The organism is Pseudomonas crudilactis (genome assembly GCF_013433315.1).
GTDB classification, from domain to species: domain Bacteria; phylum Pseudomonadota; class Gammaproteobacteria; order Pseudomonadales; family Pseudomonadaceae; genus Aquipseudomonas; species Aquipseudomonas crudilactis.
In genome coordinates this window covers 80,656-99,987 of record NZ_WXVV01000014.1, presented here as the reverse complement: position 1 = coordinate 99,987, position 19,332 = coordinate 80,656, and the positions used below count along the sequence as shown (strand labels likewise).

At 63.5% G+C, this 19,332-nt stretch carries 2 protein-coding genes (1 of these 2 only partly in view); both read right to left on the bottom strand.

Going from position 1 to position 19,332, the window contains the following annotated elements; translation table 11 throughout:
• A protein-coding gene (locus GTU76_RS16925) for a non-ribosomal peptide synthase/polyketide synthase (protein ID WP_180699132.1) crosses the window boundary here: on the bottom strand, positions 1 to 6,325 show its 5' end (the start). The gene continues 11,522 nt to the left of window position 1, outside the view; only the first 6,325 of its 17,847 coding nucleotides appear in the window; it begins with the start codon at positions 6,323 to 6,325; the stop codon falls past the left edge of the window.
• On the bottom strand, positions 6,322 to 19,332 hold the full coding sequence (locus tag GTU76_RS16920; protein WP_180699131.1) for a non-ribosomal peptide synthetase: 13,011 nt from the start codon (positions 19,330 to 19,332) through the stop codon (positions 6,322 to 6,324). The genes GTU76_RS16925 and GTU76_RS16920 overlap by 4 nt, the downstream gene beginning before the upstream one ends.

Genomic DNA, 19,332 nt, shown 5'->3' with positions numbered 1-19,332 from the left:
CAGGGGCCGGCAAGGCCTGGCGGTCCAGTTTGCCGTTGGGGCTCAGCGGCAAGGCCTGCAAATGCACAAACACCGCAGGCACCATGTAATCCGGCAAGTGCTTGAGCAGTTGGCTGCGCAACTGATCGATTTCCAGCGGCTCGCCGCTGTAGTACGCGACCAGACGCTGATCGCCCGGCACGTCTTCACGAGCGAGCACCACCGCTTCGCGCACGCCATCGATGTGCGCCAGATGCGCCTGAATCTCGCCCAATTCGATGCGCAGACCACGGATCTTGACCTGATCGTCGTTGCGCCCCAGGTACTCGATATTGCCATCGGCCAGATACCGTGCGACGTCGCCGGTGCGGTACAAACGCGCGCCAGCCTGATCGCAGAACGGATCGTCGAGAAAGCGTTCGGCCGTCAGCTCAGGTCGATGCAGATAACCCCGCGCCACCTGCACCCCGCCCAGATACATCTCGCCGACCACACCCAATGGCGTCGGTTGCCGATGAGCATCGAGGATGTACACGCGGGTGTTGCACAGCGGTTTGCCGATCGGCGGCGTGCCGTCCGGCACCGGCGAATCCGGTTCCAGCGTCCACACGGTGCTGTCGACGGTGGCTTCGGTCGGGCCATAAACGTTGTGCAGGCGTACCTGCGGCAGACGCTCGCGGACGCTGCGCACCAACGCGGCCGTCAGCTCACCGCCACCACAGAACACATCGCTCAGGCTGCGGCACTCGCCGACTTCTTCCACTTCAAGGAATTGCTGCAACAGCGCCGGTACGAACTGGGCGACATTGACCTGTTGCTCACGAATCAGTTGCACCAGCGCGGCCGGATCGCGGTGGTCATCCGGGCCGGCGAGGACCAGGCGCATGCCGCAGGACAACGGCCAGAACAGCTCCCACACCGAAGCGTCGAAGCTGAACGGGGTTTTCTGCAACAGCGCGGCGCCAGTCGGCAGCGGACACAGGCCGGTGCTCCAGTGCAGCAGATTGCCCAGATTGCGGTGCTCGACCATCACGCCTTTCGGCGTGCCGGTGGAGCCCGAGGTGTAAATCACATAAGCCAGGTTCGCGGCACTCAGGCCCGGTACCTGAGGGTTGCTTTGCGCAAGGTCTTGCCAGGTGCAATGGTCGAAATCGACCAACACGCCGGCCCACTCGCCGATCAGCGCGCGCGTCGGCGCATGCACCAACACGGCCACTGGCGCGCTGTCCTCAAGCATGTAGGCCAGACGCTCGGCGGGATAACCCGGGTCGAGCGGCACATAAGCGCCGCCGGCCTTGAGAATCGCCAGCAGACCGACCAGCAACTGCGGCCCGCGTTCGACGCAGATCGCCACCCGCGAATCGCTACCCACCCCGCACTGGCGCAGGTGATGGGCGAGTTGGTTGGCGCGGCGGTTCAGTTCGGTGTAACTCAAACGCTGCTCACCGGCGACCACGGCGTCAGCGTCGGGCGTGCGCAACACCTGCGCCTCGAAGCGACCATGAACGGTCGACTCGAGATCGTGGGTGACGGCGGTTGCGTTCAGATCGACCAGCAGGTGCTGACGCTCGTCATCCGCCAACAACGCCACCTGCTCCAGTACCGCTTGATCATTGCTGACCATCGCCTGCAACAGTCGCTGGAAGTAACCGACATAACGCTCAATGGTCGACTCGTCGAACAGGGCAACGGCGTACTCCAGCACACCGCGAATCCCGCCCGGCGCGTCTGCCAGCGTCAGCGACAAATCGAATTTGGCAAAGTGGCTCGGTTCGGCGACGCTTTCCAGCGTCAGCTCACCCAGACTCAGGCTCGCGCCATGGCCGCTGTCCCAACTGAACATCGCTTGAAACAACGGGCTGTGCGCCATGCTGCGCGCAGGCTTGGTGATTTCCACCACTTGCTCGAACGGCAGATCCTGATGCGCCTGCGCTTGCAGCGTGCGCGTCTTGACCCTTGCCAGCAGCGCTTCAGTGCTCAACTCGCCCGAGGTATCGATGCGCAAGGCCAGCGTGTTGACGAACATGCCGATCAAGCCTTCGATCTCGGCGCGGGTACGGTTGGCCACCGGCGAACCGATGACCACTTCGGCTTGCCCGGACAAACGACTCAACAGACTCGCCCAGGCACTGAGCAGGAGCATGTACATCGTCACGCCGTGACGCTGAGCCAAGGCCTTGAGTGCGGCGCTCAGGCGTTCGTCGAGCACCACGTCGACGGTGCTGCCGGCGTAATCCTGCTGCGCCGGGCGCACGCGGTCAGTCGGCAACGTCAACAGTGCCGGAGCGCCGGCCAGGGTCTGTTGCCAGTATTCGCTTTGACGCTGTAGCACCTCACCACTGAGCCAGCGTCGCTGCCACACCGCGTAATCGCTGTATTGCAGCGCCAGCGGTGGCAGGGGATCCAGCTGGCCATGGCTGAAGGCCTGATACAACGCCATCAGTTCGCGGGTCAGAACTCCCATCGACCAGCCATCGGAGATGATGTGGTGCAGAGTCAACAGCAGCACATGATGATCATCGGCGAGGCGCACCAAGCGACCACGAATCAGCGCATCGTCCTGTAAGTCGAACGGCCCCGAGGCTTCGCCCTGAATCAGCGCCTGCAAGGCTTCATCGGGTTGCGGGTGCTGGCGCAAATCTTCAACGCGCAGCAGCAGACCGCTGTCGACCGGGGCGATCAGCACTTGCGCCTCGTCATTGAACTGGGCAAAACGGCTGCGCAGGGTTTCATGCCGCGCGACGATGCGCGCCAAGGCTTGTTGCAGGGCCGGTTCATTCAGCTGCCCACGCAGGCGCAGGCCGATGGGAATGTTGTACGCGGTGTTGGCGCCTTCCATTTGTGCGAGAAACCACAAGCGTTGCTGAGCGAATGACAGCGGCAAGGCGCCGTCTCGGGCCACCGCGACAATCTCCGGTTGCGTGCTGCGCCCGGCCTGCGCCACCGCCTCGGCAACCGCTGCCAGTTCGGCGTTGGCAAACAGATCGCCCAGTGCCAGCTCCACGCCAAGGCGCTGGCGAACCTGGGACACCATGCGCATGGCCAACAACGAATGGCCGCCGAGCTCGAAGAAGTGATCCTGACGCCCTACTCGCTCGACGTGCAGCACCTGCGCCCAGATCTGCGCCAAGGCGCTTTCCAGTTCGTTGTGCGGTGCCTCGTATTCGCGGGTGAACAGCGCCGCACGCTCGGGTTTCGGCAGGGCCTTGCGGTCGACCTTGCCATTGGCGGTCAACGGCAGTGCGTCGAGTTTGACGAAGGCCACCGGCACCATGTACTCCGGCAACTGAGTCAACAGGTGCGTGCGCAACTCGGCTACGGCCAGCGGTTCAACCAGACTCTGCTCGGTAAAATACGCCACCAGGCGCGGCTGGCCGGGTTCATCTTCGCGGGCCAGCAACACGGCTTCCTGAATGCCAGGCAACTGATTGAGGCGAGTTTCGATTTCGCCGAGTTCGATGCGCACGCCGCGGATTTTCACCTGATCGTCGTTACGCCCCAGGTACTCGATCGTGCCGTCCGCACGCCAGCGTGCGAGATCGCCGGTGCGATACATGCGGGCATTCGGCACGGGGCTGAACGGGTCATGGAGGAAGCGCTCAGCGCTCAGGTCGGCGCGATTCAAATAGCCGCGAGCAACCCCGGCACCGCCAACGTACAACTCGCCCATGACGCCAATCGGCACCGGCCGCTGCTGTGCATCGAGCAGATACACCGTGGCATTGGTCACCGGTTTGCCGATGTGCAAGGCATCGCCTGCCTCGATGCGTCCAGAGGTCGCGACCACGGTGGCTTCGGTCGGACCGTAGTTGTTGATCACGTCGAATTGCTGGTTGCGGCTGAACTGGCGCAAGCGGTCGCCACCGATCAGCAATGTACGCAACGTCGGGTGTTCAAGGTTCTGGCTGAAGGCGTATTCGGCGACGGGCGTCGGCAGGAAACTCACGTCCAGTGGCTGCGCGCGCCACCACTCGAGCAACGCATCGATATCCTCGCTGCCTTCGTGAGTCGGTGCCAAGTGCAGGGTCGCGCCGGCACACAACGCCGGCCAGACTTCCCAGGCCATGGCGTCGAAACCGAACCCGGCAAGGCTTGAAGTGTGGCGACCGGCGCACAGATCAAACGCTGAGCAATGCCAGTCGACCAGATTCGACAAAGTGCGGTGTTCGACCATCACGCCTTTGGGCAGGCCGGTGGAACCGGAGGTGTAGATCACGTAGGCCAGATGTGCGGCGGTCAGGCCCGGCACCTGCGGGTCAAGGGTCTCGCTCAGCGGCCAGGTCAGCGGATCGAGATCGATCACCGGCACCTGCAGCGCCGGCAGGCGCTCCCGCAGATTATTCTGGGTGAGCACGGCGACGGGGGCGCTGTCGCTGAGCAAGTAGTGCAGACGCTCGGCCGGGTGCGCCGGGTCGACCGGCACATAACCGGCGCCGGCCTTGAGAATGGCGACCAGCCCGACAAGCGTATCGAGGCCACGGCGGGCGACAATGGCGACGCGATCGTCAGGTTTCACCCCGAGCGCGATCAGATGATGGGCCAAGGCGTTGGCATGCCGGTTGAGCTCGGCATAACTCAGTTGCTCACCGAGGTATTGCGCGGCCACGGCTTCGGGCCGCTGCGCCACTTGCGCCTCGAAACGCTGGGCGATGGTCAACATTGCCGGGAATTCGGCGTGGTTGTCATTGAACGCCAGCAGCAGCTGCTCGCGCTCTGCCGCCGGCAGAATCGGTAATTGGTTGAGCGCGCTGTCCGGCGCCAGCTCCAACGCCAACACCAGACTTTCCAGGGCGCAGTGCAAGTAATCGCAGATGCGCTGTGGATCGACCTCGGTGGTGGCCAGCAACGTGAGGCTGAAGGCATCGCCGAAATCGTCGATGCTCAGGGTCAGCGGATAGTTGGTGCGTTCTTCGGAACTGATCGTGCTGATGCCTTCCCACGCCGCCAGGGTCTCGGCACTTGCGGTCGCCGCCGTGTGGCTGTGGCGGTAATTGAGCAAGGCACTGAACAACGGCGTCGGCGCGACCACGCCACTGCAACGCTGGGCCAGTGCCAGCGGCGCGTGCTCGTGGCGCATCAGCGTGGTCAGGCGTTTGTGCGTCGCCTCCACCGCCGCACGCACGCCCTGCGCATCGACATCGACCCGCAGCGGCAAGGTGTTGATGAAAATCCCCAGCGCCCGCTCGGTGGCTTCGGCGCCTTGCATACGCCCCATCAGCACCGTACCGAATACTACGTTTTGTTTGCTGGTGAGCGTGGCCAATACCTGCGCCCAGCCCAGATGAAACAGGCTCGCGACACTCACGCCGAGCTGCCGCGCCTGCGCCCGCAGACGTTGCCCGAGCAGCGGGTTGATCGGCAGGCTCAGCTCGGCGATGCCGAGGCCGTCGCCCTGCACATCCTGCAAACCGTAGGGCAGCGTCGGCTCGGCAATGTCAGCGAGCATCTCGCGGAAAAACGCCTCGTGTTCGGTTTCGCTGATACCCAGCCGCGCCTGCGCTACGTAATTGCGAAACGGCACCGGGCGCCCGAGCGATTGATCCTGGCCGGTGAGGCAGGCGAGCAGTTCATGACGCACCACGTCGAGCGCCGAGTGATCCAGCGCCATGTGATGAAACAACAACGTCGCGACCACGCGCTGACCATCCTCGTCCCACGCGTAGGCCAGACGCATCATCGGCGCACACCGCACGTCCAGACGGAAATGCCGCGCATCGAAGCGCTCGTGCAATTGCTGCAGCGCAGCGCTTTCGCCGTCTGCCAGCACGACCTCTTCCATCGGCAACTGTGCCTGACGCCAGACCACTTGCAGCGGCACGTCCAGCCCCTCCCAATGCACCGCCGTGCGCAGGATATCGTGGCGATCGATGACCTTTTGCAAGGCTTGCGCGAAGTCCTGCAGACGCTCGCGGCTGCTGAACGCGAAGTACGATTGCATGACGTAGGGATCGCCCTGCTCGTTGCTCGCGTGGTGATAGAGAATGCCTTCCTGCAACGGCGCCAGTGGGTAGATGTCCTGCACATTGGCAGCGCCGCCCGGTACCTCGGCGAGCAAGCGGTCAAGGGTCGGCTGATCCACGTCAGCCAGGGTCACCATCGCCGGCGTGATGTGCGTGCTGCCGGGAAGAATTCCGTTGGCCGGTACATCAATCTGGCCGACGCGGGTGGCTGAATATTGGCCGGCCTTGATCAGCTCGATCAACGCCGGTTTGTGCTCGCGCAGCGCCGCCAGCAGCGCCGGATCGCTCAACGCCTGTTTGTTGCCGTTGACGCGCAATTGCTCATCGGTCACCGCCAACTGAATGTCTTTTGCCTTCAGGGTTGCCAATAGTTCGAGCACATTCACAGGACGATCTCCATTCTTTCGGTAATTGCGGCGTAGCCGGCCAGGGTCGGATGTTCGAACAGCGACCTGACATCGGCTTCCATGCCTTCCTGACGCAACCGGCCGATCAGACTGACCGCCAGTAATGAGTGACCACCCAGTTCAAAGAAATGGTCGTGACGCCCTACCCGTTCGACGTTGAGCAGCTCGGCCCAGAGCCGCGCGAGGGTGATTTCGACGTCGCCGACCGGGGCTTCGTATTCGCGGGTTTTCAGCGCTTGCCGGTCCGGCGCCGGCAGGGCCTTGCGGTCGAGTTTGCCGTTGGGGCTCAGCGGCAAAGCGTCGAGATGCACGAACACGGCAGGCACCATGTAATCCGGCAAGTGCTCAAGCAAATGACTGCGCAGCACGTCGATTTCCAGGCGTTCACCGGTGTAATACGCGACCAGACGTTTGTCGCCGGGCACCTCTTCTCGAGCGACCACCACGGCTTCCTGCACACCTTCGATCTGGGCAAGACGTGCCTGAATTTCGCCCAGTTCAATGCGCAGACCGCGAATCTTCACCTGATCATCGTTACGGCCCAGATATTCGATATTGCCGTCAGGCCGATAGCGCGCGACGTCGCCAGTTCGGTACATGCGCCCGTGCGGATGAAACGGATCCTCGAGGAAGCGTTCGGCCGTCAACTGCGGTCGGTTCAGATACCCGCGCGCCACCTGCACGCCGGCGATGTACAACTCGCCGATCACGCCTTGCGGCACCGGTTGCTGCTGCGCATCGAGGATGTACAGGCGGGTGTTGGCGATCGGTTTGCCGATCGGCGTGTTGTCCGGGGTCTGCTCGATGGATCCGGTGCAGTCCCATGCGGTGACATCGACGGCGGCTTCAGTCGGGCCGTAGAGGTTATGCAACTCGCTGCCCATTAACTGGAGTTTGAAACGCCGCACCAGACTGCCCGGCAACGCTTCACCGCTGCACATCACCCGACGCACGCCGTCGCAGCGTGTGGTGTCGCTGTTGGCGAGGAACACGTCGAGCATCGACGGCACAAAGTGCAGCGTGGTGATGTTTTCACGTTCGATCACTTCGCTCAGATATTGCGGATCCTTGTGCCCGTCGGGCCGCGTCATGACCAGTCGCGCGCCGGTCATCAACGGCCAGAAGAACTCCCACACCGATACGTCGAAGCTGAACGGGGTTTTCTGCAACACCGAATCGGCAGCCGTCAGGCGATAAGCGTCCTGCATCCACAACAAGCGGTTGACCACACCGGCATGCTCATTGACCACGCCTTTCGGTTGACCTGTGGAGCCGGAGGTGTAGATCACGTAGGCAGTGTGCTGTGGGGTCAGCGCCGGGATTTGCGGATTGTCGGCGGACAGGGATTGCCAGGTGTTCTGGTCAAGATCGACCGCCTTGATATCCCCCAGCAACTCGCGGGTCGCCCCGTGCACCAACACCACGGCCGGCGCGCTGTCTTGGAGCATGTAGGCAAGGCGCTCCGGTGGATAGGCCGGGTCGAGCGGCACATAACCGGCGCCGGCCTTGTTGATCGCCAGCAGACCGATGACCATTTCCAGGCTGCGTTCGACGCAGATCGCCACCCGCGAATCCACTTGCACACCGAGGCTGATCAAGTGCCGGGCCAAGCGATTGGCGCGCTCGTTCAGCTGCGTGTAGCTCAATGTCTGATCGTCGGCGCCTACTGCGACAGCTTGTGGCGTGCGCAGCACCTGCGCTTCGAACAAGCCGTGCAGCGTCTGCTGCAAGTCGTAATCGACGGCGGTGTCGTTGCGGCCGAACAGCAACGCCTGCCGCTCCTCGTCCGCCAACACCGTCAGGCGGTTCAACGGTTGCTGCGGTGTGTGCTCCAGCGCTTCAACCAGCGCGAACAGCGCGTTCTCCATGTACTGGCCAATACGTGCCGCACCGATGTGCGACGGGGTCATCACTGTCAGTTGGAAGCCGCTGCCCAGATCATCGACGTTGAGGGTCAACGGGTAATTGGTGCGTTCCTCACCGGCGAGGGATTCGATGCCCTGCCAGGCCTCACGTTTGGTATTTTGCCGAGCTTCGCTGTCGCTATGGCGGTAATTGAGCATCGCGCTGAACAGCGGCGACGGCGCCGCGACACCGCTGCAACGCTGGGCCAACGCCAGCGAGGCATGTTCGTGGGCCAACAGCGCACTGAGCCGCGCATGGGTCGCCTTGACCCCGGCGCGCACGTCGCTTTCGTCAACATCCACGCGCAATGGCAAGGTGTTGATGAACATGCCCAGCCCACGATCCGCGCCCGCCCCGCCCTGCATGCGGCCGAGCAACACCGTGCCGAAGACCACGCGCTCCTGAGCGGACGTTGCCGCCAGCACCCGCGCCCAGGCGAGATGGAACAGGCTGGCGACGCTGACGCCGAGCAATCGCGCCTGACTGCGCAAACGCTGCGCCACCACGGCAGGCAGTGGCTGGCAGACTTCCTCGATGTCATTGCCGTCGCCATGCACATCCTGCAAACCGAACGGCAGCGTCGGCTCGTCGATGTCGCCGAGCATCTCGCGGAAGAATATTTCGTGCTCTTGTTCACTGACACCAAGACGGGTCTGCGCGACATAATTGCGGTATGGCACAGCGGGCGCCGGCAATCGCTCATCGCCGCGCAAAATCGCCTGCATTTCTTCGCTGACCACCGCCAGCGCGGTGTGGTCCATGGCGATGTGATGGAACAACAGCATGGCGACGACGCGCTGATGGTCTGCGTCGAGGGCATATACCAGACGCAGCAGCGGAGCCTGATCAAGTTCCAGACGGCAATGCCGTGCATCGAAGCGCGCCCGCAACTGATCGATGGCTTCGCCCTGCGCCGGCTCCAGCGCCACGGCTTGGACCGGTAGCTCCGCATGCCGCCAGACCACTTGCACCGGCGCCGGCAGGCCTTGCCAGACTATCGAAGTACGCAGGATATCGTGGCGGGTCATGACTTGACGCAGCGCCGCCGCGAACGCTTGAACACGCTCGACGCTGTCGAACGCCAGACACGATTGCAGCAGGTACGGATCGCCTTTCACGGCGCTGAGGTGGTGATAAAGAATCCCTTCCTGCAACGGCGCCAGCGGATAAATGTCCTGCACGTTGGCAGCGCCACCCGGCACCGTGGCGACGATGCGCTCGAGGCTGGCCTGATCCAGTTGTACCAGCGTCAACATGTCCGGGTTGATCTGTGTGCAATCGGCGGGAATCAGATTGTCCGGCACTGCAACCTCGCGGCCGCTGCCCACCGCCGCCGCCAGCGCGGCCAGGGTCGGTTGGCTGAACAGCACGCGCACGTCGGTGCTCAGATCGACCTGGCGCATGCGCTCGATCAGCGTCACCGCCAGCAGGGAATGCCCGCCCAATTCAAAGAAGTTGTCGTGACGTCCGACCTGTTCGATGTTGAGAACTTCGGACCAGATCTGTGCCAGCACGATTTCCACCGAACCTTGCGGTGCGGCATATTCGCGGCTCAGCCACGCCGTCTGATCAGGCTCCGGCAACGCCTTGCGGTCGAGTTTGCCATTGGCGGTCAGCGGCAGAGCTTGCAGGCGCACGTAAGCAGCGGGCACCAGCGCTTGCGGCAACTGCGCTTGCAGATGACTGCGCAAGTCCTCGATGTCGACGTTCAGCCGTTCGGTAAACCACGCCAGCAACTGCCCGTCGCGCACTAGCACCACGCAATCCTGCACGGCTTCGTGACCGGTCAACGCCGCTTCGATTTCTCCCAGTTCGATGCGCACGCCGCGCAGTTTGACCTGATCATCGTTGCGCCCCAGGTATTCGACGCTGCCGTCAGCCAGCCAGCGTGCAAGGTCACCAGTGCGGTACATGCGCGCCTGCGGTTCGTCGCTGAACGGGTCGTCGAGGAAGCGTTCGGCCGTCAGCTCGGGACGATGCAGATAACCGCGCGCCACACCGGCACCGCCGACATACAACTCGCCGGCGACGCCGACCGGCACGGGGCGCTGCTGGTCGTCGAGCAGATAAATTTTCGCGTTGGCCATCGGTCGACCGATGTGCAGCACCTGCCCGGCCTCGACCGCGCCGGAGGTGGCAACCACCGTGGCTTCGGTCGGGCCGTAGTTATTGATCACCGCGAAGGTCTGCTGACGGGGGAACTGGCGCAGCTTGTCGCCACCGATCAACAGCGTGCGCAAGGTCGGGTGGCCGAGGTCGCGACTGAACGCATACTCGGCAACCGGCGTCGGCAGGAAACTCACCTGCAACGGCTGCGTACGCCACCATTGCAGTAACTCGTCGAGGTGCTCGTTGCTCACCGTTTGCGGCGGCAAGTGCAGGGTCGCGCCGACACACAGCGCCGGCCAGACCTCCCACGCCATGGCATCGAAACCGAAGCCGGCGACACTCGACGTGTGGCTGCCGGCGCGCAGGTCGAAGGCCTCGCAGTGCCAGTGCACGAGGTTTTCCAGCGTCGCGTGTTCGACCATCACGCCCTTCGGCTGGCCGGTGGAGCCGGAGGTGTAAATCACGTAGGCCAGATGCGCCGGGGTCAGCGTCGGCACTTGCGGATTGCTCGCGGACAGCTGTTGCCAGGTCGGATTGTCCAGATCAATCAGCGGCACTGCGCCGAGCAAATCAGCGGTCGAAGCCTGTGCCAGTACGGCCATCGGCGCGCTGTCCTGCAACAGATAGGCGATGCGTTCTGCCGGGTACGCCGGATCGACCGGCACATAACCGGCGCCGGCCTTGAGGATCGCCAGCAACGCGACGAGCATGTCCGGGCCACGGCGCAGGCACACGGCGATACGGTCATCGGGCTGCACGCCGAGGCCGAGCAAGTGATGGGCCAGGCGATTGGCACGCTGATTGAGTTGCGCGTAAGTCAGTTGCTGCACGCCTTGAACCACCGCCAGTGCATCCGGCTGCTGCTCGGCCTGCGCCTCGACCAAGCGCTGAATCGTCGCGCCACGCGGGTAGGCCGCGCCTTGTTGGTTGAAACCGACCAGCAAGTGTTCGTATTCCGCCACCGAAAGCACCGGCAAACGGTTGAGCGGGCGTTGCGGTGCCTCCTCCAGTGCCGTCACCAGATGTTCCAGTGCGGTGTGCATGTAACTGCAGATCCGTTGCGCACCAATCTCGGCGACTGCCAGCACGTCGAGGGCGAACCCTTCGCCCAGATCATCCACCGACAGGGTCAGCGGATAATTGCTGCGCTCCTCGCCACCGAGCATGCGCACGCCCTGCCAGATACCCTGGTTGTCGCGCGGCTGTTGTGCGGCGGCGCTGTGTCGATAGTTGAGCAAGGCGCTGAACAGCGGTGCAGAACCGGTCATGGCGCTGCAACGCTGGGCCAGCGCCAACGAAGCGTGCTCATGACCGAGCAGCGCCGTCAGCCGTGCATGGGTGGTTTTCACCCCGGCGCGCACGCCTTCAGCGAGATCGACGCGCAGCGGCAAGGTGTTGATGAACACCCCCAACGTGCGGTCGGCGCCCTCGCCGCCCTGCATCCGCCCCATCAACACCGTGCCAAAGACCACGTCGCGGCGGCCGGAGACCACGCCCAGCACCTGCGCCCAGGCCATGTGCATCAGGCTCGCCGGGCTGACGCCCAATTGCCGGGCCTGTTCACGCAGACGCAGATTGAGCGCGGCATCGACCGGCTGCAGCGCTTCTTCGATGCCGCGGCCGTCGCCCTGCACATCCTGCAGGCCGAAGGGCAAGCTCGGCTCATCGATATCGCCGAGCATCTCGCGGAAGAACGCTTCGTGCTCCTGCTCATCGGCCCCCAAACGTGCCTGCGCCACGTAGTTGCGGTAAGGCATCGGCGGCGTCAGCGTGTCGAGTTGATCGAACATCAACGCGTGCATTTCCCGGCCAATCACCTCCATCGCGGTGTGGTCAAGAATCGAGTGATGGAACAGCACGATGGCGACGACTTGCTGTTGCGCCGGATCTTCGGCGTAGACCATGCGGATCAGCGGTGCCTGATTGAGGTCGAGACGGAAATGTCGGGCATCGAAACGCGCGTGCAACTGCTCGAGAATGTCGCCGTCCTGCGCATCCAGCAGCACCTGCTGGACGACCATCTGCGCCTCGCGCCAGACCACTTGCTGCGGGCTTGGCAAGCCTTCCCAGACCACGCTGGTGCGCAGAATGTCGTGACGGGCGATGACCTGCTGCAAGTGGGCGGCGAAGGTGTGTAAACGTTCGAGGCTGTCGAAGGCCAGACGTGATTGCAGCAGATACGGATCGCCCTGCCCGGCACTCAAATGGTGATAGAGAATGCCTTCCTGCAACGGCGCCAGCGGATAGATATCCTGCACATTGGCAGCGCCGCCGGGCACCGTCGCGACGATGCGCTCGATGCTGGCCTGATCCAGCGTCGTCAGGGTGAGCATGTCGGGCGTGATGCGGGTGCAAGCGGCCGGAATCAGATTGGCCGGCACCTCGATTTCCCGTCCACTGCCCAAGGCCCGTGCCAGCGCAGCCAGGTTCGGCTGATTGAACAGCACGCGCACATCGGCGCTCAAACCGGCCTGACGCATGCGCTCGATCAGGCTAACCGCCAACAGCGAATGGCCGCCCAGTTCGAAGAAATTGTCGTGGCGGCCGATCTGCTCGATGTTCAGTACGTCGGCCCAGATCTGCGCGAGTGCCACTTCGACCGGGCCTTGCGGCGCTGCATATTCACGGCTGAGCCACGCGTCCTGATCCGGCTCGGGCAAGGCCTTGCGGTCGAGTTTGCCGTGGGCGGTCAGCGGCAGGCTGTCCAGGCGCACGTAAGCCGCCGGCACTAAAGTGTCAGGCAGTCGCGCTTGCAGATGCTGGTGCAAGGCGCTGATCTCGACCGACTCGATTTCAGTGAACCAGGCGAGCAATCGTCCGTCGCGCACCAGCACCACGCACTCGCGAACCGCATCGTGGGCACTCAGCACCGCCTCGATTTCACCCAGTTCAATCCGTACACCGCGCAGTTTCACCTGATCGTCATTGCGTCCCAGGTATTCGATGTTGCCATCGTCCAGCCAGCGCGCGAGGTCGCCAGTGCGGTACATCCGCGCGTGCGGTTCGTCGCTGAACGGATCGTCGAGGAACTGCGCTGCGGTCAGTTCCGGACGATTAAGATAGCCGCGCGCTACCCCGGCGCCACCGACATACAACTCGCCCTGCACACCGGTTGGCACGGGCTGTTGCTGACGGTCCAACAGATAGACTTTGGCATTGGCAATCGGCCGGCCAATGTGCAGAACCCGCCCGGGCTCGATGCGCCCGGAAGTCGCGACCACCGTGGCTTCGGTCGGGCCGTAGTTGTTGATTACGTCGAAGGTCTGATCACGCGGAAACTGGCGCAACTTGTCGCCACCGATCAGCAACGTGCGCAGGGTCGGATGACCCAGCCCGCGACTGAACGCGTATTCGGCCACCGGGGTCGGCAGAAAGCTCACTTGCAACGGCTGCGCGCGCCACCATTCGAGCAATTCATCGAGGTGTTCGTTGCCGATCGACACCGGCGGCAGATGCACCGTCGCGCCGACGCACAGCGCTGGCCAGACCTCCCACGCCATGGCATCGAAGCCGCAACCGGCGACGCTGGCAGTGTGGCTGCCGGCGTGCAGGTCGAAGGCTTCGGCGTGCCAGTGCACGAGGTTTTCCAGGGTACGGTGCTCGACCATCACGCCTTTCGGTTGCCCGGTAGAACCCGAGGTGTAGATCACGTAAGCCAGGTTTTCCGGAGTCAGCCCCGGCCGTTGCGGATTATCGTCAGGCAGGTGGCGCCAGTCGCTGGCGTGCAAATCAATCACCGGGACGGCGCCGAGCAGGTCGCGCGTCGAGGCCTGCGCCAGCACCGCGATCGGGTCGCTGTCCTGCAACAGGTAGGCGATGCGTTCAGCCGGGTAATCGGGGTCAATCGGCACGTAACCGGCGCCGGCCTTGAGAATCGCCAGCAGCGCAACGAGCATGTCCGGGCCGCGACGCAGGCACAGCGCAACACGGTCATCGACTTGCACGCCGAGGCCGATCAGGTGATGGGCGAGGCGATTGGCGCGCTGATTCAGTTCGCGGTAGCTGAACTGTTGCTCGCCCTGCACCACCGCCAGCGCCTCGGGGTGCGCCAGGACTTGCGCTTCAAAGAGACGCGGCACGGTCTGCGCGGGCGGGTATTCACGACCGCTGATGTTGAAGCCAACCAGCACCCGTTGCCGTTCGCTTGGCGACACGATCGTCAGTTGCTGCAACGGCGCCGTCGGCGTGTACTCAAGTGCCGTGACCAGACTGTGCAACGCGGTTTGCAAGTAATCGCAGACCCGCGCACCGTCCACCTGCGGCACCGCTTGCACGTTCAGGCGGAAACCTTCGCCGAGGTCGTCGACACTGACCACCAGTGGATAATTGCTGCGCTCGCGCGAGCTGAGAATCTGCACGCCTTGCCACGCTACAGCGGCCGACTCCGGCGCACTGTGGCGGTAGTTGAGCAAGGTGCTGAACAGCGTCTGCGCACCGCCGACACCGCTGCAACGCTGGGCCAGCGCCAATGACGCCTGCTCATGGCCGAGCAACTGCGCCAGACGCGCATGCGTCGCACGCACGCCGCTCTCCACCGAATCAGCCCCGACGCTGACGCGCAGCGGCAAGGTGTTGATGAACATGCCCAGCGCCCGATCTGCACCTTCTCCGCCCTGCATGCGCCCCAGTAATACAGTGCCGAACACCACGTCTTGCTGGCCGGAAACCTGCGCCAACACCTGAGCCCAGGCCTGATGCACCAGGCTGGCAACGCTGACACCCATCCGCCGCGCCTGCTCGCGCAGACGTTGGCCGAGGCCGGCGTCCAGCTCGGCATGACTGTCGAGGATGGCGCTGCCGTCGCCGTGCACGTCCTGCAAACCGAAGGCCACGGTCGGCTCGTCAATGTCGGCGAGCATCTCGCGAAAGAACGCTTCGTGGGCCCGATCATCGGCGCCGAGCCGCGCCTGTGCGACGAAGTGGCGGTACTGCACCGGCGGCGGCAGATCGACGCTACGGCCGAGCATTACATCGCTCATTTCCGCGACCAGCACTTCCAGTGCGGTGTGATCGAGGACGATATGGTGCATCAGGAGGATGCCGATCCAACGGTTGTGCGACTGATCTTCGGTGTAGACAAAGCGCATCAGCGGCGCTCGACTGAGGTCCAGACGATAGTGGCGTGGATCGAAACGCGCCTGCATCTGCTCCAGCACGTCGCCGTCGAGTTCATCGGCATCGACGCGCTCCAGCGCCAGTGGCGCCTCGCGCCAGACCACTTGCACCGCCTCTTCCAGTCCTTCCCAGACGATGCCGGTGCGCAGAATGTCATGACGTTTGATCACGCCGTTCAAGACTCGGACAAACTCTTTGATCTGCGCCAGACCGTCGAAGGCGAATTGCGTCTGCAACACATACGGATCGCCAGCACTGGTCGCCAGATGGTGATAGAGAATCCCCGCCTGCAACGGCGCCAACCCATAGATGTCCTGCACATTGGCGATGCCGCCCGGCACAGTTGCAACGACACGATCGATTGCGGTTTGATCGAGATTGGCCAGCGGCAGCATCGCCGGAGTAATGCGCGTGCAACCCGGTTCGATCTGGTTGTCGGGAACGACGACGACGCGTTCGCTGCTCAGAGTCGCCGCCAGCGCTGCCACGCTAGGCTGACCGAACAGCACGCGAACGTCACAGTGAAGATCCTGTTGTCGCATGCGTTCGATCAGCTTCACCGCCAGTAACGAATGACCACCGAGTTCGAAGAAATTGTCATGGCGGCCGACCTGCTCGACACCGAGCAATGTCTGCCAGAGCCCGGCGATCAGGTTTTCCACGGCGCCGACTGGCGCTTCAAAACCACGACGGGCGAAGGCTTCGCTGTCCGGCGCAGGCAGGGCTTTGCGGTCGAGCTTGCCGTTGGCGGTCAGCGGCAAAGCGTCGAGACGCACGAAGGCGCTCGGCACCATGTACTCAGCCAGCGAAGCCAGCAGTTGATCGCGCAATTGCGCCACATCCGGCGCGACGCCTTCGTCGGCCAGCCAGTACGCGACCAGACGCTGATCGCCGGGTCTGTCTTCGCGGGCGATCACCACGGCTTCGCGCACGCCTGCGCAGGCAGACAGGCGTGCTTCGATTTCGCCCAGTTCAATGCGGAAACCGCGAATTTTCACCTGATCGTCGTTGCGCCCCAGGTACTCGAGGTTGCCGTCAGCGGCCCAGCGCGCCAGGTCGCCGGTTTTGTACAAGCGCGCCTCGGCGTTTTCGCCGAACGGATCATTGATAAAGCGTTCGGCGGTCAGCGCTTCGCGATTCAGATAACCACGCGCCACGCCCGCGCCACCGACGTACAACTCGCCAATCACGCCGACCGGAACCGGTTCACGCCGCGCATCAAGGACATACAGTTGCAGGTCGGGAATGCGCACACCAATCGGGCTGACGCCGAGCAACTGCGCGTCGGCGGCTTGCAGCGGCCGATAGGTCACGTGCACCGTGGTTTCGGTGATGCCGTACATGTTCACCAGCCGTGTACCGGCATTGCCGACCCGCGCGTACCACGGTTTGAGCAGGCCCGGTTCCAGCGCTTCACCACCAAAAATCACATCCCGCAAGGAGTGCTGCAACTGACTGCGACCCTGCGCGGCGATCAGTTGGCGGAACGCACTCGGCGTCTGATTGAGCACGGTCACGCCGGATTCGCAGAGCAATGCATAGCAGTCGTCCGGCGAACGGCTGACAGCTTGCGGGACCAGCAGCAATTGCCCGCCGAAAGCCAATGCGCCCCAGATTTCCCACACCGAAAAGTCGAAGGCGAAGGAATGGAACAGCGCCCCGATGTCCTGCTGATTGAACTGGAACCAGTCCTGGGTGGCAGAAAACAGCCGTGCCACGTTGCGGTGCTCGACCATCACGCCTTTGGGCAGACCAGTGGAGCCGGAGGTGTAGATCACGTACGCCAGATGCGCCGGGGTCAGTTCGGGGATCTGCGGATTGCTGTCGAGTTCGGCCTTGAGGTGAGCGCTGTCGAGGTCAATCTGCGGCACCTCGAGAGCGGCCACGCGATCGCGCGTCGCGGACTGCATCAGCACCGCTGCCGGGGCGCTGTCTTGCATGGTGAAACTGATTCTGTCGAGCGGATAGGCCGGATCGATCGGCACATAACCGGCGCCCGCCTTGAGCACAGCGAGCAGGCCGATGAGCATTTGCGGGCCGCGTTCCACGCAGATTGCCACGCGGTCATCGGGACGAATGTTCAGGGCCAACAGATGATGCGCTACCTGGTTGGCGCGACGATTGAGTTCGCCATAGCAGAGCGTTTGCCCTTCAAAAATCAGCGCCGTGGCGTCTGGTCGGGCCTGCGCGTGAGCTTCGAACTGTTGGTGGATCAGTGGTGTTTCGGGGAACTGCGCCAACGGAGAGTTACCGCCGAGCAGCAGTTGTTCGCGTTCGCGGGCGGGTAGGATTTGCAGCGTGTGCATCGGGGCGTCGGGAGCGTCTTGCAAGGCTGCGGCCAGGCGTTCCAGCGCCGTATTCAGATAAGTCGTCATGCGCTCGGCACCGAGCACGGAATCTGCCAGCGCAGTGAGGCGCAAGTCTTCGCCGAGATCATCGATATTGATGGTCAGCGGATAGTTGGTGCGCCCGCGCACGCCCACCATTTGCACACCGGGGGCAATGTCGACGACGTCAGCGACGGCTTCGACGCTGTTGTGCCGGTAATTGAGGATCGCACTGAACAGCGGCGTCGGCACTGCCACTGCGCTGCAGCGTTGCGCCAGCGCCAGCGAGGCTTGCTCATGGGCCAACAACGCGGTCAGGCGCCGATGGGTCGCCAGCACGCCAGCACGCACGCTTTGCTCGCCAACATCGACCCGCAGCGGCAACGTGTTGATGAACATCCCCAACGCCTGTTCACCCCCCTCGCCTGCGTCCATCCGCCCCAAAAGCACTGTGCCGAACACTACCGAAGTGCGCCCGGACAATTGCCCCAGCACCCGCGCCAGTGCCAAGTGCGTCAGGCTTGCAACACTTACGCCCAACTGCCGGGCCTGCTCGCGCAACCGCCGGATCAAGCGACCGTCGAGCATCAACGAGGCTTGCTCGATGGTGTGGCCGTCGCCCTGTACATCCTGCAAACCGCACGGCAGCGTTGGCTCGTCGATGTCGGCGAGCATCTCGCGGAAAAACCCTTCCTGCGCCTGCTCGTTGCCAGCATTGCGTGCCCTGGCCAAATGATCGCGATATGGCACCGCCGCAGACACATGCGCGGTCTGCCCGAGCAGATATGCCTGAATTTCCCGGCGCATCACATCGAGCGCCACGTGATCAATGATCATGTGATGAAACAGCAACAGCGCGACCACGCGGCCCTCGGCGGGATCCTGCGCATAGACGATGCGCAGCAGCGGCGCTTGCTGCAGGTCGAGACAGAAGTTCTGTGGCTCATGACGTTCGAGCAGTTGCGCCAAAACGTCGGTGCCGCTGTTCACGGTGATTTCCTGACACACCAGCGGCGCCTCGCGCCAGACCACTTGCACGGCCTCGTCGAGGTATTCCCATACGAACGAGGTGCGCAGGATGTCGTGACGTTTGACCACCCAACGCAGCGCCTGCGCGAACGCATCAAGCCGTTCCTGGCTGGCGAATACGAAAAGCGCCTGAGAGCTGTAGGGGTCACCGGCAACCGCCGAGAGATGGTGATAAAGCATGCCTTCCTGCAACGCGGACAACGGATAAATGTCCTGTACGTTGGCGGCGCCACCCGGCACCGTGGCGACGATGCGGTCGAGGGCATCCTGCTGCAGATTCACCAGCGGCAGCATGTCCGGGGTGATGCGAAAGGCCGGGCTCAGCCAATCACCGCCGTGTTCGGCGACCAGCTCCAGCAGTTGCGCCTTGTGCGCCGCGAGGCTGTCCCACAACGCGTCATCCAGCGCGTCGTCACTGCCCAGAATGACCAGGTCTTCATCTTCCTGTTGAAGGCGGATCGCATGGGTGGAAATGGCAGCCATCAGTTCGCTGAAATGCAT

Bases quoted from the DNA above. Each gene is read 5' to 3' on its own strand.
- GTU76_RS16920 (WP_180699131.1), bottom strand. From the start codon at position 19,332: ATGCATTTCAGCGAACTGATGGCTGCCATTTCCACCCATGCGATCCGC.